The sequence below is a fragment of the Enterococcus sp. SB12 genome (assembly GCF_030910025.2).
In the GTDB taxonomy this organism is placed as follows: domain Bacteria; phylum Bacillota; class Bacilli; order Lactobacillales; family Enterococcaceae; genus Enterococcus_B; species Enterococcus_B faecium.
This window is the reverse complement of record NZ_CP175675.1, coordinates 2,134,700-2,157,224: the sequence shown is the minus strand read 5'-3', so window position 1 is coordinate 2,157,224 and position 22,525 is coordinate 2,134,700. Positions and strand designations below refer to the sequence as shown.

40 protein-coding genes and 1 pseudogene are annotated in these 22,525 nt (G+C 36.7%); 31 read left to right on the top strand and 10 right to left on the bottom strand.

The features are described from left to right. Positions 1–21 precede the first annotated feature (21 nt). Complete coding sequence (locus tag RBL01_RS10760; protein WP_002288854.1) at positions 22–831, top strand: MBL fold metallo-hydrolase; 810 nt, start codon at positions 22–24, stop codon at positions 829–831. 102 nt (positions 832–933) lie between these two features. Here the strand turns inward: RBL01_RS10760 and RBL01_RS10755 are convergent, their stop codons facing one another. Beyond that, positions 934–1,563 carry an NAD(P)-dependent oxidoreductase gene (locus tag RBL01_RS10755; protein ID WP_002318505.1) on the bottom strand — a complete coding sequence of 210 codons (630 nt, stop codon included), beginning with the start codon at positions 1,561–1,563 and terminating at the stop codon, positions 934–936. Between the two features lie 169 nt (positions 1,564–1,732). On the opposite strand from RBL01_RS10755, the gene RBL01_RS10750 reads away from it, so the two are divergent. After that, positions 1,733–3,025, top strand: coding sequence for a PTS sugar transporter subunit IIC (locus RBL01_RS10750; RefSeq protein WP_307780847.1), 1,293 nt, complete (start codon positions 1,733–1,735; stop codon positions 3,023–3,025). A gap of 75 nt (positions 3,026–3,100) precedes the next feature. Here RBL01_RS10750 and RBL01_RS10745 read toward each other — a convergent pair whose 3' ends face one another. Next, positions 3,101–3,763: a CPBP family intramembrane glutamic endopeptidase gene (locus RBL01_RS10745; RefSeq protein ID WP_002299792.1), complete on the bottom strand. Its 663-nt coding sequence runs from the start codon at positions 3,761–3,763 to the stop codon at positions 3,101–3,103. Positions 3,764–3,987: 224 nt separating this feature from the next. Here RBL01_RS10745 and groES point away from each other — a divergent pair, with 224 nt between their 5' ends. Further along, positions 3,988–4,272 (top strand): co-chaperone GroES, encoded by a 285-nt coding sequence (groES, locus tag RBL01_RS10740; RefSeq protein WP_002318508.1) that lies wholly within the window; start codon positions 3,988–3,990, stop codon positions 4,270–4,272. A 50-nt stretch (positions 4,273–4,322) separates the two neighbouring features. Beyond that, entirely contained in the window at positions 4,323–5,948 is a 1,626-nt protein-coding gene (groL, locus tag RBL01_RS10735; RefSeq protein ID WP_002290607.1) for a chaperonin GroEL, read from the top strand. An 88-nt stretch (positions 5,949–6,036) separates the two neighbouring features. Here the strand turns inward: groL and RBL01_RS10730 are convergent, their stop codons facing one another. The 7 genes and pseudogenes from RBL01_RS10730 to RBL01_RS10700 all read right to left on the bottom strand — a co-directional run bounded on the left by RBL01_RS10730 (position 6,037) and on the right by RBL01_RS10700 (position 10,835). Next, positions 6,037–7,176, bottom strand: coding sequence for a tyrosine-type recombinase/integrase (locus RBL01_RS10730; RefSeq protein ID WP_307780846.1), 1,140 nt, complete (start codon positions 7,174–7,176; stop codon positions 6,037–6,039). Positions 7,177–7,285: 109 nt separating this feature from the next. Continuing rightward, complete coding sequence (locus RBL01_RS10725; protein ID WP_002306332.1) at positions 7,286–7,492, bottom strand: hypothetical protein; 207 nt, start codon at positions 7,490–7,492, stop codon at positions 7,286–7,288. 265 nt (positions 7,493–7,757) lie between these two features. Then, positions 7,758–8,883, bottom strand: a pseudogene (locus tag RBL01_RS10720) (IS3 family transposase). Between the two features lie 26 nt (positions 8,884–8,909). Then, complete coding sequence (locus RBL01_RS10715; RefSeq protein ID WP_307781041.1) at positions 8,910–9,218, bottom strand: helix-turn-helix transcriptional regulator; 309 nt, start codon at positions 9,216–9,218, stop codon at positions 8,910–8,912. Positions 9,219–9,399: 181 nt separating this feature from the next. Beyond that, entirely contained in the window at positions 9,400–9,984 is a 585-nt protein-coding gene (locus RBL01_RS10710; RefSeq protein ID WP_307781042.1) for a DUF4352 domain-containing protein, read from the bottom strand. A gap of 90 nt (positions 9,985–10,074) precedes the next feature. Beyond that, complete coding sequence (locus tag RBL01_RS10705) at positions 10,075–10,497, bottom strand: ImmA/IrrE family metallo-endopeptidase (protein WP_002342937.1); 423 nt, start codon at positions 10,495–10,497, stop codon at positions 10,075–10,077. A gap of 17 nt (positions 10,498–10,514) precedes the next feature. Further along, entirely contained in the window at positions 10,515–10,835 is a 321-nt protein-coding gene (locus RBL01_RS10700) for a helix-turn-helix domain-containing protein (RefSeq protein WP_002290615.1), read from the bottom strand. A 300-nt stretch (positions 10,836–11,135) separates the two neighbouring features. Between RBL01_RS10700 and RBL01_RS10695 the strand changes: the two genes are divergently transcribed. From RBL01_RS10695 to RBL01_RS10675, 5 genes are read left to right on the top strand one after another with little or no spacing between them, the layout of a single operon-like run. Further along, positions 11,136–11,882, top strand: a complete 747-nt coding sequence (locus RBL01_RS10695; RefSeq protein WP_002311416.1) for a phage antirepressor KilAC domain-containing protein — start codon at positions 11,136–11,138, stop codon at positions 11,880–11,882. Positions 11,883–11,896: 14 nt separating this feature from the next. Then, on the top strand, positions 11,897–12,100 hold the full coding sequence (locus RBL01_RS10690) for a helix-turn-helix domain-containing protein (RefSeq protein ID WP_058139170.1): 204 nt from the start codon (positions 11,897–11,899) through the stop codon (positions 12,098–12,100). A gap of 13 nt (positions 12,101–12,113) precedes the next feature. After that, the gene (locus RBL01_RS10685; protein ID WP_307781043.1) at positions 12,114–12,869 is read left to right on the top strand and encodes a phage antirepressor KilAC domain-containing protein; all 756 of its coding nucleotides are present in this window, start codon (positions 12,114–12,116) and stop codon (positions 12,867–12,869) included. Next, on the top strand, positions 12,829–13,128 hold the full coding sequence (locus RBL01_RS10680; protein WP_073441321.1) for a hypothetical protein: 300 nt from the start codon (positions 12,829–12,831) through the stop codon (positions 13,126–13,128). The genes RBL01_RS10685 and RBL01_RS10680 overlap by 41 nt, the downstream gene beginning before the upstream one ends. Then, on the top strand, positions 13,128–13,301 hold the full coding sequence (locus tag RBL01_RS10675) for a hypothetical protein (protein WP_307781044.1): 174 nt from the start codon (positions 13,128–13,130) through the stop codon (positions 13,299–13,301). Before RBL01_RS10680 ends, RBL01_RS10675 begins: the two co-directional genes overlap by 1 nt. A 119-nt stretch (positions 13,302–13,420) precedes the next feature. Here RBL01_RS10675 and RBL01_RS10670 read toward each other — a convergent pair whose 3' ends face one another. Further along, a complete protein-coding gene (locus RBL01_RS10670) occupies positions 13,421–13,948 on the bottom strand; it encodes a hypothetical protein (RefSeq protein WP_002290314.1) in 528 nt (175 codons plus the stop codon). A gap of 51 nt (positions 13,949–13,999) precedes the next feature. Between RBL01_RS10670 and RBL01_RS10665 the strand changes: the two genes are divergently transcribed. The 22 genes from RBL01_RS10665 (at position 14,000) to RBL01_RS10560 (ending at position 22,507) form a co-directional block, all read left to right on the top strand. Next, positions 14,000–14,725 (top strand): Rha family transcriptional regulator, encoded by a 726-nt coding sequence (locus RBL01_RS10665; protein WP_307781045.1) that lies wholly within the window; start codon positions 14,000–14,002, stop codon positions 14,723–14,725. Between the two features lie 175 nt (positions 14,726–14,900). After that, positions 14,901–15,242 carry a hypothetical protein gene (locus tag RBL01_RS10660; protein WP_307781046.1) on the top strand — a complete coding sequence of 114 codons (342 nt, stop codon included), beginning with the start codon at positions 14,901–14,903 and terminating at the stop codon, positions 15,240–15,242. Continuing rightward, the gene (locus tag RBL01_RS10655; RefSeq protein ID WP_307781047.1) at positions 15,235–15,981 is read left to right on the top strand and encodes a DUF1071 domain-containing protein; all 747 of its coding nucleotides are present in this window, start codon (positions 15,235–15,237) and stop codon (positions 15,979–15,981) included. Before RBL01_RS10660 ends, RBL01_RS10655 begins: the two co-directional genes overlap by 8 nt. Positions 15,982–15,986: 5 nt before the next feature. After that, entirely contained in the window at positions 15,987–16,673 is a 687-nt protein-coding gene (locus tag RBL01_RS10650) for a putative HNHc nuclease (RefSeq protein WP_129160534.1), read from the top strand. Positions 16,674–16,675: 2 nt separating this feature from the next. Beyond that, positions 16,676–16,903: a hypothetical protein gene (locus tag RBL01_RS10645; RefSeq protein WP_002330650.1), complete on the top strand. Its 228-nt coding sequence runs from the start codon at positions 16,676–16,678 to the stop codon at positions 16,901–16,903. 2 nt (positions 16,904–16,905) lie between these two features. After that, positions 16,906–17,733, top strand: a complete 828-nt coding sequence (locus RBL01_RS10640; protein ID WP_307781048.1) for a replisome organizer — start codon at positions 16,906–16,908, stop codon at positions 17,731–17,733. 11 nt (positions 17,734–17,744) lie between these two features. Beyond that, positions 17,745–18,014, top strand: a complete 270-nt coding sequence (locus RBL01_RS10635; RefSeq protein ID WP_307781049.1) for a hypothetical protein — start codon at positions 17,745–17,747, stop codon at positions 18,012–18,014. 4 nt (positions 18,015–18,018) lie between these two features. After that, positions 18,019–18,183: a hypothetical protein gene (locus RBL01_RS10630; protein ID WP_002322162.1), complete on the top strand. Its 165-nt coding sequence runs from the start codon at positions 18,019–18,021 to the stop codon at positions 18,181–18,183. After that, the gene (locus RBL01_RS10625) at positions 18,176–18,478 is read left to right on the top strand and encodes a hypothetical protein (protein ID WP_307781050.1); all 303 of its coding nucleotides are present in this window, start codon (positions 18,176–18,178) and stop codon (positions 18,476–18,478) included. The genes RBL01_RS10630 and RBL01_RS10625 overlap by 8 nt, the downstream gene beginning before the upstream one ends. Before the next feature lie 155 nt (positions 18,479–18,633). Beyond that, positions 18,634–18,945 (top strand): hypothetical protein, encoded by a 312-nt coding sequence (locus RBL01_RS10620; RefSeq protein WP_137206367.1) that lies wholly within the window; start codon positions 18,634–18,636, stop codon positions 18,943–18,945. Further along, positions 18,939–19,229, top strand: coding sequence for a hypothetical protein (locus tag RBL01_RS10615; RefSeq protein WP_307781051.1), 291 nt, complete (start codon positions 18,939–18,941; stop codon positions 19,227–19,229). The genes RBL01_RS10620 and RBL01_RS10615 overlap by 7 nt, the downstream gene beginning before the upstream one ends. Further along, positions 19,229–19,690: a hypothetical protein gene (locus RBL01_RS10610; protein WP_307781052.1), complete on the top strand. Its 462-nt coding sequence runs from the start codon at positions 19,229–19,231 to the stop codon at positions 19,688–19,690. Before RBL01_RS10615 ends, RBL01_RS10610 begins: the two co-directional genes overlap by 1 nt. Beyond that, positions 19,683–19,856, top strand: coding sequence for a DUF6877 family protein (locus RBL01_RS10605; protein WP_374047763.1), 174 nt, complete (start codon positions 19,683–19,685; stop codon positions 19,854–19,856). Before RBL01_RS10610 ends, RBL01_RS10605 begins: the two co-directional genes overlap by 8 nt. Then, on the top strand, positions 19,856–20,137 hold the full coding sequence (locus RBL01_RS10600; RefSeq protein ID WP_128492202.1) for a hypothetical protein: 282 nt from the start codon (positions 19,856–19,858) through the stop codon (positions 20,135–20,137). Before RBL01_RS10605 ends, RBL01_RS10600 begins: the two co-directional genes overlap by 1 nt. A gap of 56 nt (positions 20,138–20,193) precedes the next feature. Continuing rightward, on the top strand, positions 20,194–20,523 hold the full coding sequence (locus RBL01_RS10595) for a YopX family protein (RefSeq protein WP_374047764.1): 330 nt from the start codon (positions 20,194–20,196) through the stop codon (positions 20,521–20,523). Beyond that, on the top strand, positions 20,523–20,657 hold the full coding sequence (locus RBL01_RS10590) for a hypothetical protein (protein ID WP_002333289.1): 135 nt from the start codon (positions 20,523–20,525) through the stop codon (positions 20,655–20,657). Before RBL01_RS10595 ends, RBL01_RS10590 begins: the two co-directional genes overlap by 1 nt. A gap of 11 nt (positions 20,658–20,668) precedes the next feature. After that, a complete protein-coding gene (locus tag RBL01_RS10585) occupies positions 20,669–21,277 on the top strand; it encodes a DUF1642 domain-containing protein (RefSeq protein ID WP_307781054.1) in 609 nt (202 codons plus the stop codon). Beyond that, positions 21,274–21,660, top strand: coding sequence for a hypothetical protein (locus RBL01_RS10580; protein ID WP_307781055.1), 387 nt, complete (start codon positions 21,274–21,276; stop codon positions 21,658–21,660). The genes RBL01_RS10585 and RBL01_RS10580 overlap by 4 nt, the downstream gene beginning before the upstream one ends. Then, positions 21,657–21,857 carry a hypothetical protein gene (locus RBL01_RS10575; protein ID WP_142422839.1) on the top strand — a complete coding sequence of 67 codons (201 nt, stop codon included), beginning with the start codon at positions 21,657–21,659 and terminating at the stop codon, positions 21,855–21,857. The genes RBL01_RS10580 and RBL01_RS10575 overlap by 4 nt, the downstream gene beginning before the upstream one ends. Then, positions 21,854–22,060: a hypothetical protein gene (locus RBL01_RS10570; protein ID WP_307781056.1), complete on the top strand. Its 207-nt coding sequence runs from the start codon at positions 21,854–21,856 to the stop codon at positions 22,058–22,060. The genes RBL01_RS10575 and RBL01_RS10570 overlap by 4 nt, the downstream gene beginning before the upstream one ends. Continuing rightward, positions 22,060–22,359: a hypothetical protein gene (locus RBL01_RS10565; RefSeq protein WP_307781057.1), complete on the top strand. Its 300-nt coding sequence runs from the start codon at positions 22,060–22,062 to the stop codon at positions 22,357–22,359. The genes RBL01_RS10570 and RBL01_RS10565 overlap by 1 nt, the downstream gene beginning before the upstream one ends. Continuing rightward, positions 22,349–22,507, top strand: a complete 159-nt coding sequence (locus tag RBL01_RS10560) for a hypothetical protein (protein WP_181878803.1) — start codon at positions 22,349–22,351, stop codon at positions 22,505–22,507. Before RBL01_RS10565 ends, RBL01_RS10560 begins: the two co-directional genes overlap by 11 nt. Positions 22,508–22,525 lie beyond the last annotated feature (18 nt).

The window sequence follows — 22,525 nt, the reverse complement described above, 5'->3', positions numbered from 1 at the left end:
AAGAAGGGAAGTAGGAGTCAAATGGCTGAAGAAAAACCAGCTTTTAAAATCAGTATCCTAGCAAGTGGAAGTTCGGGTAATTCACTTTATATCGAAAGTGAAAAAAAACGGCTTTTGGTCGATGCAGGACTTAGCGGTAAAAAAATCACTTCCTTGATGGCTCAAATTGATCGGACACCGGACCAATTAGATGGAATACTTGTGACGCATGAACATCGAGATCATATACATGGCGTGGGTGTCTTGGCTCGTAAGTATCATTTGGATGTTTTTGCCAATCAGCAGACTTGGGAAGCGATGGAACCACTGATTGGAAATGTACCAGTGGAACAAAAACATCTATTTGAGATGGGGAAAGTCAGAACATTCGGCGATATCGATATTGAGAGTTTCGGCGTCTCCCATGACGCAGCGGCTCCGCAATTTTATCGTTTCCATAAAGAAAATCGGTCATTCGTCATGTTGACGGACACCGGATATTGCAGTGATTATATGCGAGGTGTCATTGAAAATGCCGATGGTTATTTGATGGAAAGTAATCATGATCTTGAGATGTTACGCATGGGACCTTATCCGTGGAATTTAAAACAGCGTATTTTAGGAGATAGAGGACATCTTTCCAACGAAGACGGTGCACTTGTCATGACTGATGTGATCGGTAATCGGACCAAACGAATCTATCTTGGCCATCTTAGCAAGGAAAACAATATGAAAGAACTTGCTCATTTAACAATGGAAAATGTTTTGAAAGAAAAAGATTTTGGCGTTGGACATGATTTTGAAATCTATGATACAGATCCAGATGAAGCAACTGAGCTATTTTCGATTTAAACAGTTCAATCAATAAAAATATAAAAAGCAGAAGATAAAATCAATCAGGGTTGGTTTTATCTTCTATTTTTATTTTTTTAGCATATTAAAAAAATAACCGTATTATCGACTGACTACACTGATGTGTTGCTTTTCATGTTTCTCATCCAGTATCTCATCTACTAATGCAATCGCGTAATCTGCTATGCTGATCGTACTGTCGCCAGCAGCGTTTCTTTGTAAATAATCATCACTTAACAAATAAGTACCTGTACGTTTGCCATGTGGATCAAATAAAGAAGCTGGACTGATATAAGTCCAATGTAGATTTTTAGATTGTTTCAATTTTAACAATCCTTCGTACATATTGAAAGCTGTTGGATAGAAGGGTGCATTTTTAGGTATTTGGTCAATCATACGAGTCGTCTTTTCTGTATCTAAGAATAACGAAGAGGCACCCCCAACGACAATTAAGCGTGTATCGGTTCCTTCAAGCATCTCAATCAAATGGGACAAAGAAGTTTGATGCATTTCTTCTTTTCCTTTGGGAGCGTTGAAAGCATCAACGACAACATCAAAAGATGCAAGATCAGTAGTTGTCAACTCAAATAAATCCTTTTGTATAAACGGAACATCTGATGGCAATTTTTCTGGATGACGCACGATTGCCGTCACGTCTAAATCTCTGGACAATGCTTCGTCTAAAATAAATGAACCTGCATGACCAGTAGCTCCAATGAGTGCAATTTTCATAAAAAACCTCCTTTTTTATTCCTGTCCATTGTAAGCAGTTGCTGAATATTCGTCAAAGAATCCGATTTTTGAAAAGCTCAGTGCGCATTCCTTTCATGGTTCGTGATCATTGGGTATAGTTAAATTAAGAAAACTGATTGATAAAAATAGAAGTTGAAGGAGATAAGAAATGAAAGAGTGGTTAGATCGTGCCTTTTTACCAATGATAACATCTGTTGTGAATCTTAGACCCTTAACTGCTTTGCGTAATGGAATGACTTACACGATCCCAATAATTATTGTTGGCTCGCTGTTTTTCTTATTTGCTCATTTTCCTGTGGATTACATCGCTCAGTGGATAGACAAAGCAGGATTTTCTATGTATTTTACACAAGTATACCAGGCTACATTTGATGTGATAGCCTTTTGGATCGTTTTTGCCATTGCATACGCTTATGCAAAAGAAGAAGATATCGATCGCTTACCAGTCGGCATAACAGCCTTATCTGCTTATCTACTGCTTATTCAGCCACTAAATACTCAGATGGATACTGTCTGGACAGGTGCTGAAGGGATACTAGGAGCAGTTACAACTGGGCTCATCATCGGATGGGGCTATGCACGTTTAGTAAGACTTGCGAAAGGGTGGAAGCAAAGAGAGAAGATACCTGAAAATGTTTGGCAGTCTTTTACTTCATTGATTCCAATCATTGTTATAGTCACTTTTACGCTTATCGGTTCAGCGGTTTTTCAACAGTTGTTCAGAATGACTGTTGTTCAAGGAATATGGACATATGTCCAGCTTCCCATTCAATCGTTCATAGACACGTTGTTTGGTGTGCTTTTATTAGGTTTTTTTGTTCCGTTTTTATGGTTATTTGGTCTTCATGGATCTGCGATGGTCAATGGGTTGGTTAGTCCCATCTTGCAAGCGAATTCATTAGCAAATGCAGAAATCTTAGCCTCAGGACAAGAGTTGACGGTGGCAAATGGCGGACATATCGTTACTCAGCAATTTCTCGATCAGTTCATGACGGTTACGGGTGCTGGGTTGACGTTAGGGGCTGTATTTTTTATGACGGTTTTTGCGAAATCGAAGAAATACAGAGAATTAGGAAATATTGCTCTTTTACCAGCCTTTTTCAACATCAATGAATCGATTATTTTTTCCACACCGATCGTGATGAACCCGATGATGGCTGTTCCTTTTATTTTCGCACCGGTCGTTTCAGGATTGATTACCTATTCCGCTTTATATTTTGGATTCGTTCCTTTATTTACAGCAGTCCAAGTCCCTTGGACAACACCGCCGATCCTCTCGGGTTTTTTAGTAGGCGGAGTGCCTGCAGCGATTTTACAAGGTATCGTGTTGTCAATTAGTTTTTTCATTTATTTCCCATTTTTGAAAAAAATAGATTCTGCAAACTGCAAAAAGGAAAGACAGACAAAAAATGATGGAGCAGCAGAAAAGATGAACGACTAAAAAACAAAAATACTCCTGTCGCTTTAGATTGGGAAAATCACCAATCTAGGATGACAGGAGTATTTATAGTCATGTTTATACTAGCCCTTTTTGGACAGCTAATTGAACAAGAACAACTAATGTGTTCATTCCTACGTGTGTGATCATCGATGTCCAGATCCGACCAGTTGCTTTGTACTCTAGGCTGAAGAAGAAACCTAGGAAAAAGTAGATTAGCAGATGACCATCATTATGAGCAAACGCAAACAGCAAAGAGCTGATCACTGCTCCAACCCAAAAATTTGAATATCGACTGATGATCCCCAGTATACTGCGGCGGAATACGAACTCTTCCATGATGGGTCCAGCAACAGTTGTCGCCAAAATAAAAGCGGGTGCTTCCATGATCATCTGGATGATATTTTGTGTATTCTCGGAAGGGGTTGCTTCGCCAAACAATACAGATTCTAACATGACAGCGATGCTTTGCAGAATCAATGCGACAAAGATTCCAACCAATCCATAAATAACAATCTTTGGAGCAGAAGCTTTTTTTACCGCTGATTCGATCGCTAAGGGTTCACGTTGCTTAAAATAAAAAATAGCTAGGACAACGGCGCCTAGTATATACATGACTGCAGTTGCTGTGATCAATTCAGACGTAGATTTTACAAGTCCTATCGAAGCTAGGATCAAGGGTGAGATAAAAATTAAACCATAGCAAAAAATGCTGAGGAAGCTATATTTTTTTAAAGACATGTAATTCCTCCTTTTAAGGGATAACAAGCATGCAAGGCAAGCTTATATCGATTGATTTCAATTATATCATAATTTCAATAAGCAGCTGTCAGAATAAAATTTCTTTTCTTTGATTTAAAAGCTTGCAAAAAAGAGGGAGAATGAGTATTATTAAAAATGTAGGTTAGCACTCGAAGGTTAAGAGTGCTAACAGATTAAAAAAAGAGTTATCGGAGGGATTTATCGTGTTAAAACCATTAGGTGATCGCGTCATTATCGAAGTCGCAAAAGAAGAAGAAAAAACTGTCGGAGGAATCGTTTTAGCTTCTGCTGCTAAAGAGAAACCCCAAACTGGGACAGTTGTTGCAGTCGGTGAAGGCCGTTTGTTAGAAAACGGTGAAAAAGTTCCTGCCGCTGTAAAAGCAGGCGACCAAGTTATGTTCGAAAAATACGCCGGTACAGAAATAAAATACGAAGGAAAAGAATATCTGATCGTCGCAGGAAAAGATATCATGGCGATTGTTGAGTAAATTTTGAAGATAAAAAAATAATCAAAAATAATCAATGAGGTGAATCAATCATGGCAAAAGAATTGAAATTTGCAGAAGACGCACGCGCAGCTATGTTACGCGGGGTAGATAAATTAGCAGATACAGTGAAAGTAACATTAGGACCTAAAGGCCGAAATGTCGTACTAGAAAAATCTTACGGCTCTCCATTGATCACAAATGATGGTGTGACGATCGCAAAAGAAATCGAATTAGAAGATCATTTTGAAAACATGGGTGCAAAACTTGTATCAGAAGTAGCATCAAAAACAAATGATATTGCAGGAGACGGTACAACGACAGCAACTGTTCTGACACAAGCAATCGTTCGCGAAGGTTTAAAAAACGTAACTGCAGGTGCTAATCCTCTAGGCATTCGTCGCGGGATCGAATTGGCAACAAAAGCAGCAGTCGAAGAATTGCATAATATCTCAACTGTTGTTGATTCAAAAGAAGCCATTGCACAAGTAGCAGCTGTTTCTTCGGGTTCTGATAAAGTTGGACATTTGATTGCTGATGCAATGGAAAAAGTTGGAAACGACGGTGTCATCACAATCGAAGAATCAAAAGGGATCGAAACAGAACTAGATGTTGTAGAAGGTATGCAGTTTGATCGTGGTTACTTATCACAATATATGGTAACAGATAACGACAAAATGGAAGCTGTTCTAGAAAACCCATATATCTTGATCACAGACAAAAAAATCTCTAACATCCAAGATATTCTGCCATTGTTAGAACAAATCTTGCAACAATCACGTCCATTGTTAATTATTGCTGACGATGTAGATGGTGAAGCATTGCCAACTCTTGTATTGAACAAAATCCGTGGAACATTCAACGTAGTAGCTGTAAAAGCTCCTGGTTTCGGCGATCGTCGTAAAGCAATGCTTGAAGATATCGCTATTTTGACAGGTGGTACAGTAATTACTGACGATCTAGGTTTAGAATTGAAAGATGCAACAATCGAAAACTTAGGAAATGCTTCTAAAGTTGTTGTAGATAAAGACAATACAACGATCGTAGAAGGTTCTGGAGAAAAAGAAGCAATCGAAGCTCGTGTGCAATTGATCAAAAACCAAATTGCTGAAACAACTTCTGATTTTGACCGCGAAAAATTACAAGAACGCTTAGCTAAATTAGCAGGTGGTGTAGCTGTTGTTAAAGTTGGTGCAGCTACTGAAACAGAATTGAAAGAATTAAAATTACGCATTGAAGATGCATTGAATGCTACACGTGCCGCAGTAGAAGAAGGAATGGTCTCAGGTGGTGGTACAGCTCTAGTGAACGTTATCAGCAAAGTTTCTGCTGTAGAAGCAGAAGGAGATGTGGCAACAGGTATCAAGATCGTTGTTCGTGCTTTAGAAGAACCAATTCGTCAAATCGCTGAAAACGCTGGTTATGAAGGATCAGTGATTGTTGATAAATTGAAGAACGTGGAACTAGGCACTGGTTTCAATGCTGCTACTGGAGAATGGGTAAACATGGTTGAAGCAGGTATCGTAGACCCAACTAAAGTAACACGTTCTGCCTTGCAAAATGCCGCTTCCGTTTCTGCCTTGTTATTAACGACAGAAGCAGTCGTTGCAGATAAACCAGAACCAGCAGCGCCAGCAGCTCCTGCAATGGATCCATCAATGATGGGCGGTATGATGTAGTAATTAAGAAAGAACCCTATTTTAACAGGGTTCTTTCTTCTTTTTTTGTTTTATTTTAAGTAAAAGGGGCAAAGAAGGGGCAAAAATATCAAAGGCTATTTAGTTTATCAATTACTTGTTGTTTGGCTCTTTTGGTTACATGGTTATAGATAGACAGAGTTGTATTTGCATCAGAATGCCCTACACGCTCCATAATGGCTTTAAGAGGTACGCCTAATTCAGATAATAGTGAAACGTGGCTATGTCTGAATATATGTGAGGATAGACTTTTTTCTAATTCCAACTCTTCCTCTACTTTATGGAGTATAGCGTTAAATGAGTGCAGCGTAAGCGGAGTGCCACTTGTAGATATAAATATATATTGATCGGGATCTGTGGGTCTACCTGCAAGAATATTGTCAGCTATCACACTTTCAATCAATTCTTTTGCACGATTGGGTAATTGCACTTCACGTTGCGAATAAGTATTTTTTGGAGTTGTTTTTATAGCATTATCCATTTTCACAGATGTGTAATCCAATGTTCCATTAATAGAAATTTTCCCATTCTCATAGTCCTTCATTTGTAAAGCTAGCAATTCCCCATATCTCAAACCAGTCAAATATAGAAATTCAGCTATTATGCCGTGTAGTTTTCTGCGAGGATTGGAATATAACTGTTTCAGTATCTGATCAATTTCTTCTTTATCCAGATATTTTTTATCCATAGAAAGCCTTCTTTTTTCTTCTTCCACTTTTTTAGGGTGGATTTTAACTGCTAGCGCAGGGTTTCTTTGAATGTATTTTCTATCGATTGCATAGTTTAGCATAACGGATAGAGTTGTTTTTGTTTGTTTTGTGTAGTTCAGTGAGAGGTCACCAAACGTATACATATCTTCAATTATCTTATTAATGAGTTTCTCATCAATATTTCTAACGATTGTATCATCGCTGATGTGCTTAGAAACATGTTTCATCATCATTGGAACCTTCAAAAAGCTAGTACGTTTAACATGCTGCTTATAATATTCATACCATTCTTTATACAGCTCACCAAAAGTGATATCTGATTTATTGTAATTTTCGAGTGCTTCTTTAATTTTTTTATCTAGAATTTTCTGAGCTTTTTTCCACGCTTGTGGTGAATTACTTGTAAGTGTTGTAGATTTTTTTCGTGTTTTTTCTGTATAAGGATCTACATATCTTTCAATAAACTTGAATCGGCCATCTTTGGTTTGTTCAACCCACACTTTTAACATCTCCTATCATTTGCTATAATAGGTATAACAAATAGACCTATACAGGTTTGTTTTTTCTTAGAACACGCTCGCTTTGGTCGGTGGGGCGTGTTTTTTTATTTTACAGACTTTCGAAAACTAAAGTAGCTTGGATCCTATCGCCGCCACCGAAACCTTTACTACCACCGTTTGTAGTGGAAATAGTGTGTAATCGATAACCTTTAGAACACTGTCTATTTATAGTGTTTTCAAGTTCTGATAGGTTTTGCGACCCTTTTCCTATAAATTTTTCTTTTAATACAACTTGCAATACAACGTAACTTGGCATATTCTTTTCCTTCTTTCTACTATGATAATAAATACTAACCCCTAGCCGCAGCGCCAACTACGACTGGGTTATTTTCATATGATCACACGACCTATAAACTTAATATCGGAATCCTCAAATCTAAATAGCAAATCTATATAATCTTTGTTTAGGGAAACCAATCTAAGTGTTTTAGTTTCTTCATATACATAGACTTTCTTTATATAAGCTTATCCGTCAACCTTGGATTTGAGTCAATATCTTGGACACATTTTAGTAGAGACGGTTAAGCCATTTTTTCTTTTGCTAATTCTTCAAATTCCTGTGGGGTTAGATAGTGAATCGAGCTATGGATTCGATTTCGGTTATAAAATCCTTCAATGTAGCTAAATAGCGCTCGATTTGCTTCTTCAAAATCTGAGTAGCTAGTCGTGTAGACTTCTTCTTTTTTCAATGAGGCATGGAAAGATTCGATTCCAGCATTATCATAAGGTGTTCCTTTTCTACTATAAGAATGCCTTATTTTGTTGGTTTTAAGCCATTGTTCCACTTCTCTTGCTGTGTATTGGCTGCCCAAGTCAGTGTGTAGAATCATTCCTTCTGGAATGTGATAATGTATTTTTGCTTTATTCAATGTTTGAATGACACAATCCACAGTCATTCGTTTTGAAAATGTATAACTAATAATTTTTTTCGTGTGTAAATCCATGATTGAAGATAAGTAACACCAACCATTTTTCTTAGTAGGAATGTACGTAATGTCAGCTGCCCATTTCTCACAGATCGTTTCAGTAGAAAAGTCCTGATTTAAGAGATTCTCTTTTGAAATGATCGGTTTATTAGACCTTTGAGGTCTATATTTTTTAACTACAATCGACCTTAAATTTAATTGTTTCATTAGCTTTTGGACATGTTTAAGAGATACTGAAATCCCTTCTTTTAATAAAACTTGATGGATCTTTGTGGCACCATAGCGTTGTTTATTCGTAAAAAAATTGTTGAAATCTTCTTTTTCAACTTATTATTTCTGATTTCTGTAGCTGTCAACGGTTTATTCTTATAAAAATAATAGACACTTCTAGGGATTTCTAATAACCGACACAACAAAGAAACAGTGTAATCCTTACACCATTTTTCAATAAATTGAACAAGCGAATTTAGGTTTTCCGAGAGAATATGGCTGCGGCTTTTTTTAAGATTTCAAGTTCCTCATTTAAACGAGCATTTTCTTTTCTCAGTTCAGCTACTTCTTTTCCAGTCAGTCCTGTGGACTGATCAGGTAAATATAAATTCTTCCATTTGTAAATCGTTGCTTCAGATAAGCCATATTCTTTCGCTAACCCTCGAACAGAACGTCCAGTTTGATTCAGTTCAACAATCATTTGTTTAAAATTTTCTTCATATCGGGTCATAAAAATTCATCCTCTCGTAGATAAGTTTAATTTATTCTTGTCTCTACGAAAAGCTGTCTAAGATTTGATACTAACACCACCTCTACCACATAAATCCTACCGTTTTGAATACTGTCTATGCCTTGTTTGAACTCATCTACATACACGATATCCCCATCATCGAACAACGGCTTCATAGAAATCCCCACTATTTTAAATATCCAATCATGTTCTGGCGCATCTGCTGGAACTTCTACTATATCTTTGTCTGCTTCATAGTAGTTTAAAATCCCAGTACCAGCTGATAAGTAAGCCTGTACTTCTTCATGGTTATTTTGAACAGGGAATTGAACCACGTTACTATTTTTTCTTCAATTTCAAGTAATGTCATTCCTTCAGGTGATCTAGTACTTAAATTCGTCATGATTATCCTCATTTCTTTGATAAAATAAGCTGTAAATAAACCTAACATAGGTTTAATAACTCACGTCACTCAAACTTGGTAGGGGAGAGGGCGTGTTTTTTTATGTTAGTTTATCATTCGTTCCAAGTTGCTGGACCGTATGTTACAGAGTAGGGTGCATTTCCTTTTACTCCAAAATGCATAACTACAGTAGCCTTTTTACCACTAGCTATCTCGTGAGGAACATTATTAGAGTAAGTACTAGCATCAAATCTAGCTAATTCATCGTTTCCATCGTATAAGTCAAATGTTTGACTATTGAAATCTATAGGTGAGTTAGTTTTATTCTCAACAATAGCTGTTACTACGACTGGATGTTCCCCGTCCTTTATATCCATCAAACCAATGGTATCATCTGCTTTTACTTCTGTAACAGTTATTAACTCTCCAGATGTAAAACCAACAGATTGACCAATTTTTACATTTCCGTTTGTTGATTCATCATTAGAACTATTTTCTGTAGAAGAGTTATCGGACATATTTGTTAATACTTCAACTCTTTTATTCAAATCATTGTTTTCTTTTTTTAAATCGGAAACTTCTTTTCTTAAACTTGATTCTGTAGCTGTATCTGCCTTAGTAGATGTAGAAGCTTTATTTGTTGAACATGCGCCCAACATGAAGCAACTAAACAATAATCCTAAAACCATTTTTTTCATTTTTAATTCTCCATTTCTATGATATGATTTTTATGTAAAAAAGAATCTTAGAAATAGGATTGAGGCTCGTGTTGCAGCACGGGCTTTTTTTTACTGTGCATAAGAGTATTTTTTCTTGAAATATGACTGGCAAACATTAAAACATTCTGTTCTTAACTTATTATTGATAGCATAGAATTCCATAAAATTTTCCAATTTGAACTGGGATTCATCAGTCAGTTCATTCTCAATAAAGATATTTAGTAAAATCATAATTGCAATTTTATCAGCTTCAGTTTCGAATTTTGAATGAAAAGTTGTAGAGTTATCGTACAGTACTGAATATTCAAAATGTGAAGCAATGAAATGACCGAGCTCGTGGGCTAAATGAAAAGCTTCAGAACTGTCTTCGTGTAGTTTTTCATTCAAAAATACTATTCTTGGTTTTGGATAATAAAAACCTGGTTCTTCCATTTCCATATAGATTAACTTTAAATTATACTCACTCAGCATTTCTTTCAACTTTAAATACATACACCCCATCACTCCAACTATTCATTTTCCTCTAAAGCTTTAGCAATTGCAATCGCTTTACGCATTGTCTCCTTAGATATTTCTTTTCCATCAAAAGAAAAAACAGTATCGTCTTCTGATAAATCCACATGTTTAGGGGCCTCTTTTTTCTCTCTTCCTAGAAGATAGTCTATAGAAACACCAAAATAATCTGACACTTTTGCCAAACCTTCGGAGTTTGGTGATACTGATTTCCATTTACTGAAATATCCATTTGAATATCCCAATCTTTTTTCTAATTCTCTTACAGATATTCCGTTTTGCTTTGTTAATTCTTTTATTTTTTCGTATGGATTCATTGATATGTCAACCTTTCTAGACTGACAAGAAAAAATATAGAATAAAACTCTATTTATCTGTTGACAAATTAGAGTTAAAGCTCTATACTTGTTCTTGTAAACAAATTTAACAACTAAAAAGACAACAAAAAACACTTTTGATTATTAAACGCCAACCGCCAAGAAAGCTTTTAAAATCAATGTTTATATGTCTTATTTAACTATGTACAAAGTATAGAATAAAACTCTATGATTTGTCAATTGAATTTAGAAAAAAGTTGTTAAATTTGTTTACGAATATAAAAGAAAGGAATGAGAAATATGAACACACCACAAATTTTTAATTTCGAACAAAACGAAGTTCGGACGTTTCTAGAAAATGACATTCCGTATTTCGTAGCAAATGATGTCGCTAAAACATTAGGATACAAAAACCCGAGCGATGCTACTAATAAACATTGTAAAAAAGCCGTAAAAACATGGGGTAGCGATTCGCTAGGTCGTCGCCAATCTTTCAAAGTTATTCCAGAATCAGATGTTTACCGCTTGATTATCAAATCGAACTTACCAAGCGCTGAAAAATTTGAGGCTTGGGTAATGGAAGAAGTCCTTCCGACAATCAGAAAAACAGGTAGCTATTCAAATGTACCTCAAAGTTTTGCACAAGCATTGCGTTTAGCAGCAGATTTAGAAGAAAAGAACCAATTACTCGAACAACAAATTGCCGAGTACGAACCAAAGATTAGCTACTTAGATACGATTCTTTCATCGACAGATACGGTAGCTACTTCTCAAATTGCAGCTGATTACGGAATGTCGGCAATTGCTCTAAACAAATTGCTAAACGAGTTAGGTGTTCAACATAAAGTTAGCGGACAATGGATACTTTACCGAAAACATATGAACCAAGGATACACAAAATCGCACACAAGTGAGATACCGAAAGCCGATGGCGGCACTAAAGTTGTAATGAATACCAAATGGACACAGAAAGGGCGAGTGTTTATTTACAACTTATTAATCGCAGAGGGCTATTACCCTCAAATGGATTTAGAGGAAATTGGTTAGAAAGGAGTTTTAGTATGACTGACATTGCAGAAATCACTCAACGAGATAGAGAAAAAATCAAAGAATATGTCAAAAGTTCAAAGTTCTTAACTTACACCATGCTTGCTGAAAGATTTGGAATTAGCAAAAGCTACTTATCTTTAATTTTAAACGGTAAAAAGACTTCTGCAGAAGCAAACAGAATTATAGATTCGATTATCACTATGTACGAATTGTAGAGGAGGAACAAAAATGAAAGAACTAATCAAAGTAACAACAAACGAGAACAACGAACAGTTAGTAAGTGGTAGAGAGCTGCATGAATTTTTGGAGGTGGCAACAGAATACAAAAAATGGTTTAGCCGTATGGCGGAATATGGTTTTGTTGAAAATATAGATTTCGTAAGGGTGACCCAAAAATGTCCGACCCCTGGAGGAATTCAGAATATTACCGACCATGCAATGAAATTGGACATGGCAAAAGAAATCTCAATGATCCAACGATCAGAGAAAGGCAAGTTAGCTAGGCAGTATTTTCTTCAAGTGGAAAAAGCATGGAATAGCGAAGAAATGATCTTAATGCGAAGTCGGCAAATCCTCGAGAGAAAGTTAGAAACGTTACAACTTGAAAATGAAGAAATGAAGCCCAAAGCATTATTTGCTGATTCAGTTAGTGCGAGTCACACGAGTATTTTAGTTGGTGAATTAGCAAAACTCATAAAGCAAAACGGTGTTGATATTGGTTCTAAACGACTGTTTAGTTGGCTACGTGAAAAGGAATATTTAATCAAACGTAAAGGAACTGATTGGAATATGCCAACTCAAAAAGCGATGGATCTAGGACTATTTGAAATAAAAGAGACAACAATTTCTCATTCTGATGGTCATATTTCTATTAATAAAACTCCAAAAGTCACAGGCAAAGGACAAGTATATTTTGTTAATAAATTTTTAGGAGGGGTAATAAGTGAAAAAACCAACACTTTCAGAGCTGATAGAAGCTGCTGAGAAGGCAGTAAATCCAGACGATTGGTATCGTCAAAGTTTGATCTTGGAGAAGTTCCACGGTATGTCAAAAACCACTTTAGTTGAATACTGCAAGGAAATGGAAACAATTCCTGAATTTGCAGAAGGAATACTTCGTCCAGGTCACTCAACCACATTTATTCATTACCATACTTTTATTTGGTTTTTAAAGTGGAAAGACGCAAACAAATATCGTGTAAAAGGTTTATCGCCTTCAGATGTTTTGAAGGAGGCAAGCTAATGGGCAAATTCAACAGAGCGCTAGTATTCAGCACACCATTCATCATCTACGCTTTAGGTCTATGGGGTAGCAGACAAGCATTAATCGGCACGATCGTTTATATGCTTTGGATTTTTATGGGGCTTGATGAAGCTGAGTACAGAGCGAAAAAGCCAACCGAGGGGGCTGACTAGGATGAATATTGGAGATTATATTTTAATTGTTGCAGTTTCGCTAACATTGGTTATAACAATTCCGATAATGGTCGATAACTATAAGACACTTAAACGATTAAAAAGGAGAAAGAAGTGATCTATTTAAGAGTTTTTACTATTGCATGAGCAGCGTTATTTATGGCTTTAGCCTCTTCAGAGCGATTTTTTGAAGTATCTTTTTGCCACATCATATCTGTAGTTTGACCAAAGTAAAGGTGAAAAATATCTTTATAAGTTTTCCCCTGAGTATCTGAATAAGTAATCTGAACTATTACGTTTCCTCTAAAGTCAGGTTCAACCGCAGTGGAAAATTTCTGGTTTGGCGCTATTGACCCGCCAACTAAAGATTTCATTTGACGATTTCTGTTTACTTGGTCATCTTCAAGACCTTCAAACGTAAGCTTAGATATAGTGGCCATTGTATTTCCAAAATTTTTTAAAACTAAGTACTTTGCAAAAAATGTTGTATCTATTATATCCACATATGCAGATACATACGGCCTGTTAGATTCTTCTATAGTTTTTTCTGTTAATTTAATTGATCTATTCGATTGAACAATTGAAATGACAGACACAATAAGAGTAAGGCAAATAGCAATAACTTGAATCCAATCAGAAGATTTCATTATTTCACCATCCAGTTTTTAAACCATTATATCAAAAGGAGAGAAGAAATAATGCAAGAATTAGTAATTTTGAAAAATAAAGAAGCTGTGACTACGAGCTTGCAAGTAGCTGAAGCTTTCGAAAAGAAACATAAGCACGTGCTAGAAGCAATTGAATCAGTAAAAAGATCGGTCGAAAATTCGGCCAATGTTGAAGATGTGCTCAATTTTGAGCAGATGTTTGTAGAAGGAAACGAGCCGGACACGTATGGGAGAAGTCGGAGAGTTTTTTTCATGAATAGAGATGGATTTTCCTTGTTAGCTATGGGATTCACTGGAAGTAAAGCAATAAGTTTCAAACTCAAATTTATTGAAGCATTCAACGAGATGGAAGATGTCATTCGTAAAAATACTGTTCCTCAAACGATTGAAGACATGATGATCTACCAATTAGAAGAAATGAAAGATGTAAAAAAAGATGTTTCCATGCTTAAAGATACTATGCGAATTAGCGGACAACAAGAGTTTGAAATTAAGCAAAAAGGAAATATGAAAGTTATGGAAGTTTTAGGAGGTAAAGAAAGCCGAGCTTATGAAGAAATCAGCAAAAAAGTATTCTCAAAATTTTGGTCTGAATTTAAACGTACCTTTTCAATCCCAAGATATGGCGAGTTACCTCGTAAGAGATTCGATGATGCTGTTTCATTTATTGAAATGTGGTTGCCAGAAACTGCGATCCGTATGGAAATTGATCAACTGAACAGACAACAGAGATTTTTTGGTGATGACAATGAATAGAGCTGAAGCGCTAAGGATAGGGACGGTAATTGCTAATCGCTGGTGGAGACACAAGAAACCAAGCATCCTAAGCCAACAACATATTGATAAGCAAAAAGCTTGGCAACAAATAAAAAGCGACTCCGCCGGCAAGCATTGAGTCGCAAACAAAATACATCTAAGGAGATGTTACCACATGGAAAAAGAACTTTCCACTCTAGATCAATATTTGACTGATCCTAGTTGGGGCAAATCGAATATCAAGGAAACAAGCAATCGAAAAATCAGACGAAATCTTTTGACGAATGAAGAACTAGCATGTGATCAAGATGATTTGGGCAATTTTGTGAGCATTTGGGATCATGTCTATCTTATTCATCTATCGAAGCGGTCCAGAAAACCTGAATACATCTATGTCATCGAAGATGGCTTGACTGATGCGCTAGAAGAGTATGACAGAGATAACTTGATTGATATCTCTTATTACGGACCAGGTAAGAAATACATTGCTGAAATGGAGGCAGAATTTGATGAGTGAAAAGGAACAACCTTTGAAAAATAGAAGTGATAATACGCTTTTTAATAGCTTATACAAAATAAATGTTAAAGGTGTTACTGAAAAACGAAATAACCTCACTTATCTTTCGTGGGCATGGGCATGGGCAGAAGTTAGCAAAGTGTGTGAGGCAGTAGGTTATGAAATCTATCGTGATCCAGAAACGCATCGTCCATACCTCTTTGATGAAAAAACAGGCTATATGGTTTTTACCAGTATCACAGTCAATGGAGTAAAGCGTGACATGTGGTTACCAGTCATGGATGGTGCAAACAAGGCAATGAAAGATGAGCCATATACCTACGAAGTCAATGATTATCAGTGGAATAACGAAACGAAGAAAAAAGAGATTGTTGGAAAAATCGAAAAGCGAGTTGAAGCAGCAACTATGTTTGATATCAACAAAACGATCATGCGCTGTCTTGTAAAAAATCTAGCAATGTTTGGGCTAGGGCTATATATATTTGCTGGCGAAGATATGCCAGAAGATGTCTCGATGCTTGAACCAGCTACTCAAAGAAGCAAAAAGCTATTCTTGGATGCTTTACAACTGGTTGCTAATAAGTACGAAAAATCAATTGATGAAGCAATTGTTGCATTGACTGATGCGGCTTCTATAACCGCTGATGACAGTAAATGGACCAAGAGAGACTTGGGCATTCTAAAACGAGGCGTTAATTGGCTTGAAGATCAGTACAGAGAAGAAACAAAAGAGAAGTGATATGAGTGTTTAAACCATTAATCGATTCATATTCAGCGGTTCTGAAAAAGTTCAAAGGAAAAGACATAGGTGCAACAATCAATGAGGAAGTGAACATTGAACGTTTGAAGACTATGTACGACGGATATGATGGCGATCGAGTCATTGAAATTCGTTTTATTGATCCACGTCGGTTCACTGTACAGCAACGAAACTTCATCTATGCACTCATAGGCGATATTTTCATCGATACAGGCATGCCAACGGACTTCTGGAAGGAATTCTTCTACTTCCGTTTCGAAGGTGTCACAGGGCGCAAAATAAGCCTCAAAGACGAATCGAGCACAACCGTGAGTGATGCCAATATCTTAGCGAATATCATCCTAGATTTCATCTTTGAACATCATATTCCTTTCAAAGAAGGCTATGAGATTTTACCAGCGAATCAAGAGTATTACTTCTACAAATGCATCACAAAAAGAGTCTGCTGCATCTGTGGCAAAACAGGAGCTGATATCGATCACTTTGACAAGGCGCTGGGAAGACGAAAGCGCAAGGAAGTTGATCATTCAGAGTACACATTTGCAGCACTCTGCAGAATCCATCACACAGAGAAACACAAAATAGGTGTGACCAATTTCAAAAATAAGTATCAAATCAAAGGGATTAAGTTAAACCAGGAGACAATCAAGAAATTAAGAATCGGGGGCTAATGATGATTAATTTAAACGCAGTAGCGTTTGAACAAACATGGCGCACTAAGTATAAAAAAATGAGTCCAAGAGACAAATTATTCTTAGAAATCATGACATTTGCTTTCATCGGTACACAAGCTGAACAAAGCGATATTAGTGTTGAAAAAATTAAGACAAATAGATTAGTAAACGGAATTACAGAGACTTGTTACCAGTACACGATTATCGTCGTGGATGAGGAGGAATAATTTTGGCAGAAAGAAGAATGTTCGCAAAGACAATTATTGATTCTGATGCATTCCTAGATATGCCTTTATCAACGCAGGCATTATATTTTCATCTATCAATGCGCGCAGATGACGACGGATTTATCAATAATCCCAAAAAAATACAACGTATGGTTGGTTGTGGCGATGATGATTTAAAACTGCTTATGGCAAAAAGATTCATCTTAGTTTTCGAGAGTGGCGTGATCGTCATTAAACATTGGAAAATACACAACTATATTCGTAATGATCGCTACAAACCTACGTTATATCAGGATGAAAAAGCTTTACTAGCGGACAAAGATAACAAGGCTTACACATTTGCAGAAGAACTTCCTAAACATGATGAAAAACTTGGTATACCAGATGACAACCAAACGGTACACCAAATGGATACACAGGTTAGGTTAGGTAAGGTTAGGTTAGGTAAGGATAGTAAAGAGATAAAAGATATAACGCCTTCGAAAAAAACGAAGGCTACGCCCATCCGTCACAAATACGGAGAATATAAAAATGTTCTTTTGACAGATGAGCAGATGGAGAAACTCAAAATAGAATTCCCTAATGACCACCAAGAGCGAATCGAACGACTGTCAGAGTATTGTGAATCATCTGGTAAAACTTATAAAAACTATTTGGCAACTATTCGAAGCTGGGCAAAAAAAGAAAAAAGTGAACCTAAGAACACAAGTAGCGGATACAAGCGCACAGGAAGACGAGAGAAGCTTCCTGAGTGGGCAATCGACCAAGAAGCCTATCTTAAGAAAAAAGCGCTAGAACGAGCTAATAGACAATCAAAAGCACCATTCTAAGAGGTGGAAAATTGAAAATCGATTATCTAGAACTGATCAATGAAATAGCAAGTTACAAAACTGGTGAGGAAATAGAAATCCTGAGAGACGTATATGATCAACTCGAAGAAGCTGGAATCGAAGGAATTAAGAAAGACCGTTCGAGTTGGAGTAAACTCAGATACTATTTCGCACTCTATATCGATGCAACACAATTAAGAAATTTAGCTTATACAAAATTACTATTTGTTGATTGCATTAAAGGATTGCAAAAACATCTTAGTGAACTTGAGCAGGTGTAATCAGATGGATCTAAAGACATTTACAGCACAGATTGAACTAATGCATCAAGAAGCTTTAAGACAAAGTGTGTCTTACGAAGACAAGTGGCTCAACACGTTCCATGGTGGACGTGAGAGCGCACTTGATCAAGTACTCAAATTATTGAAAGGGGAACGTCGGGATGGATAAGAAAGCGGCAATGCAGCGAATTATCGAATTGACTTATTCAGAAGATTGGCAAAATGACAAAGAAGCTGCTTCGGAAGTGATGAGACTTGGAAGAGAGATGTGGGCAGACAAGAGCAACAAGCCAAGACCGCGAAAAATCGCAATCTGGCACGGTGACAAACTTCTAGTGACAGGGACAGCTGAACAGTTAGCAAGTCTCACAGGCTTGGACGAGAAAATCGTGAGAAAAAGAGCTAGGTGTGGATACACAGACGTTAAGAAGAGAACGTTTAGATACTCGGAGGAGTCATTATGACAACAGAAGAAGTGATTCAAATGCGAATTCGAAGCATTCAACGTGAAATTGGCTATCTGGAACGGATAAAGGCAGTGATGGTCAATGAAACGGAGAGAAAGGAAATCGATTTGCACATAGAAAATTTAAGAAGGGAAATTCGTAGATTGGAGAAAATGAGCGTGGATAAGAAAGCAGCAATGAAACGAATCATCGAACTGACACATTCTGAGAATTGGCAAGAAGACAAAGAAATAGTTGCAGAAGTCCAAAAGCTTGGTAAATCAATGTGGGCTGAAAAGCCTAAACGGAAAACGCCGAGAAAAATTGCAATCTGGCATGGTGATCGAATTTTAGTAACAGGTACTGCTGAACAGTTATCTGAAATTACTGGATTAAGCAAAAACATTATTTGGGATAGAGCTAGGAACTTATGGATTGATTCAAAAGGACGACAGTTTAGGTATGTGGAGGAGAAAAAATGCTAGACATGAAAATCGAAGATTATCGAATTACCAGTGATTCTAGAAACATTGTCTTATCGAAGGTAAGACGAGACGAAGAAGGAAATATCCGCTACACGGAAGCAAAAGAAGAATCACGAACAGATATCGGCTACTTTCAAACGGTCTCATCGTGTTTAAAGGCGATACAACGCGATTACGTGTTAAGTGAAGAAAGAACGATAAAAAGTATTATCGAGTACAAAAAAGCGTTAGAAAACATCACTAGACAGTTTGAACAGGCATGTGAGATTGAGGAGGAGAAATAATGAGAACAGTCATTCAGGGAAAAGAAATCACAGTAACAATTAAGTCAGAGCGAGAATTAGACACACAAGAAATAATTGCGGCACACCAATTGGCTACTGGGAATTTTGAAGCTTTATTTATCAAAGAAGATAGAAAAACATCCAATACCAACAAAGAAGTAAAAACAAAATCTGTAGAAAAAGATATTCCGAAGTGGGCCCAAGTAGAAATCACATGCCCTGTATGTACTCATGAAAGCAGAACAACAACTAAATATGGCAACGTATTTACAAAATGTCCAAGTTGTAAGACACCTTTGTATAACAAATATGCAACAGGAATTGCTGGTGAACATGATAAAGCAGGCAACTACTATTATGCTCAGGAGGTCTTACGTCCTAAAAATGGAGGATTGACTGACGAGGAACAAGAACTATTAAAATCAATGAGCCAAGTAGTGACTAGTGAAAACGATGGATAAAATCAATGAATTGTTAAGCAAATATGATTTCCCTTTACCCGTTCTAAGCGATGTCAATCGTCGCTTGGAATGCTGCAAAGAAGAAGCATATGTTGCTCAGCAACTTAGATATTTAGAAAACTTAGTGAAGTTTGGAAAAGTAAATTTGAAAGTGGAGAAAAAGTAATGGGTGATATGAGTGAATACTGGAAAGATATTAAACCGCATCTAAAAGAACGTAGAAAACAACATGTCAGAAAGATGGGCAATTCAGCAACTAAAAATATTGAAGCCTTGGGATTTGAATTTACTCATTATCCAAACAATCATCAATTTGCAATTAATACCCATAATGGAATTATTGACTACTGGGGAACTACAGGAACGTGGATTGAGCGCAAAACAAAAAAACGTGGTAAAGGGATACGTAGTTTGAGGAAATATATTAATCAGGAGGACAGCAAATGATACCGAAGTTTAGAGCGTGGTACACACCATTTAAAGATAAAACAATTGGGCAAGAAATGAAATATGGGCAAGCAGGAAGGTTGATCACTCATGCTGAAATGGCTCCAGATAAATATGTGCTTATGCAATCCACAGGACTGAAAGACAAGAACGGTGTGGGGATATTTGAAGGGGATGTAGTATCAGTCAGCGTGCGAAATGGCTTCGATTATTTAGATAATAAAGTTTGTATTGTCAAAAATTCAATAGATTATTCCGGATTAGTTTGTGCCACTGTTGATGAAGACTTAGAGTATCAAATTTTTAACACAGAGCTGTTTGAAGAATACACGTATGAAGTCATCGGAAATATATACGAGAATAGCGAGTTATTGGAGGAACAGTAATGAAAGACTGGTTAGAAGAAGCAAGCGTCTTAGTTGGCTGTTTCATAAACTGTGCGTTTATATCTGTAATTATTGCACTGGTGGGATTTGTATCATTGAAAGTGATTATATTGCTTTGGCAGTTAATTTTTTAGGAGGAACAGTGATGAATAAACAGGAGGAAACAATCAAAAAATTAGAAAGTATTAAAGCGATAGGAAATGATGCAATAGCTGCTTGCTATAACGAGAGTATGAATGCAGGTATTACGTTAATGAAAAAACTAGACGAACCGAAGAAACACGTTATGCCTAAGTTTTTTGATGATTGGGCAAAACAAGTTCTGGAAAAACGTAACAAGTTTTATGCTATCTCTCTTATTACACGTGCAGGTTGGGGTTATGGCGTGGACTATGAACTTGGTGAAAGCGAAAATCCTTCCACAACAAGAGAGTTACTAGATTGGCTTGTTGAAGATAGCCTTTATCTTAATAAAGAAAAAGCAATAAATGCGTTGCTGTATGGTTACGAGGTTGAGAAAGAGCCATTGTATTACGTGAGACTACCATATGAAGTTTGGGATGAAGAGGCAGCGGAGCTTAAAACAGAGTATTTGTATCTACATTATGAGATCACAAGTGATGAAACTAGAATATTTCCTACAAAAGAACCTAGAAAAGGTTTTGTCGCAAAATTAGATGAACTTACGATTAAATCAGCAGATGAAAACTACTGGCCGTTTGCTGTGCCAGTGGAAGAGGTGGTAGAAAGATGAAAAAATTGCACCAACTCATATCTGAGAAAGAAAGCGAACTCCAAAATTTAGAAGATAGTTTGGGATTGGGGTTTCCAATTGTTGAGCAAGCTAAAATGACTCAAATCAGTCATCTACGACTTGAATTGGAAGATTTAAGACAAATAGAAAAATCAATTCAACTCAACGACAACCAGAAAATCGTGTTGGAGTGGTTGAAAAGCGAGACAATTTTAACTAGAGAAGCACCAATATTATCTGTTAATGCTTTTTCTGATAAAAATTTACTAGGAAAATTACCTGATAAAGTACGCAAAGCTTATAAACTATTGGCTTGTAAACAAGAATATGAAGTCCTAGCAGCATTCGCTCAATGGGGATTAGAACGGGAGGAAGCGGAATGAATTATAAAGTCGGTTGGTGGAAGAAAGGGGAACAATATAGATATTGTTTAGGTATGGGGCTTGATGGACTCGTTTATTATCGAACAAAACGTCAGGTCTTAGGAAATAGTAGGTGTATCACTGGTAGACATCCAGACTTTGATAAGTGGTTTGAAAAAGCTGAATATGTTGGTTTGGAATTGGAGGATACAGAATGAAGATTTATGTAGTAAAGTTTGGAAATAAATTTTACAGAAGTGATGAACGTTCTATAGGGGCTAACACATTATCCATTGTAGACATGCTCCAAAGTGCAAGATGGTTTGATAATCTCGAAGAAGCTAACCAAGTTTCACGACGACTTGGTGGATTAACGCAAGTATATGAACTGGTCACTGTCGATCACGAGGAGGTAGAGTAATGAAACTAAAAGACGGATTTTACGCTAGTAGCCACGGTATCGGCGGTTTAATGCTAGACATGCCGACAAAGAACCCTAAAACACGTAAGAAGCCAAAATTCAAAGTCGGTGACATGGTTCGCTGCGAAGCAGAGGAATTCATCTATCCGTTTCGTGGATATGTAGAGCATCTCTATAATCACTCAGCGATCATTCGTATTGAAAACACGATGGAATGTGATAAGTGGTTAGCGAAAAGCAAAGAAAATTTAGCTGTAGTGAGATTGGTGGATATGGAGGTTATAAACAATGAAATTTAAAATCTTTGAAGAGGACACACGCTATGAATTAGAAGAAAAATTAAATGAATTTGCAAAGAATAATGAAATTCAGCATATATCTTTAACGGCTTTTATGGCCGGTTATACAACTTACTATGCAGCTGTTGTGAGCTACGTAAGTCAATAAAAGGAACTCGACAAATAA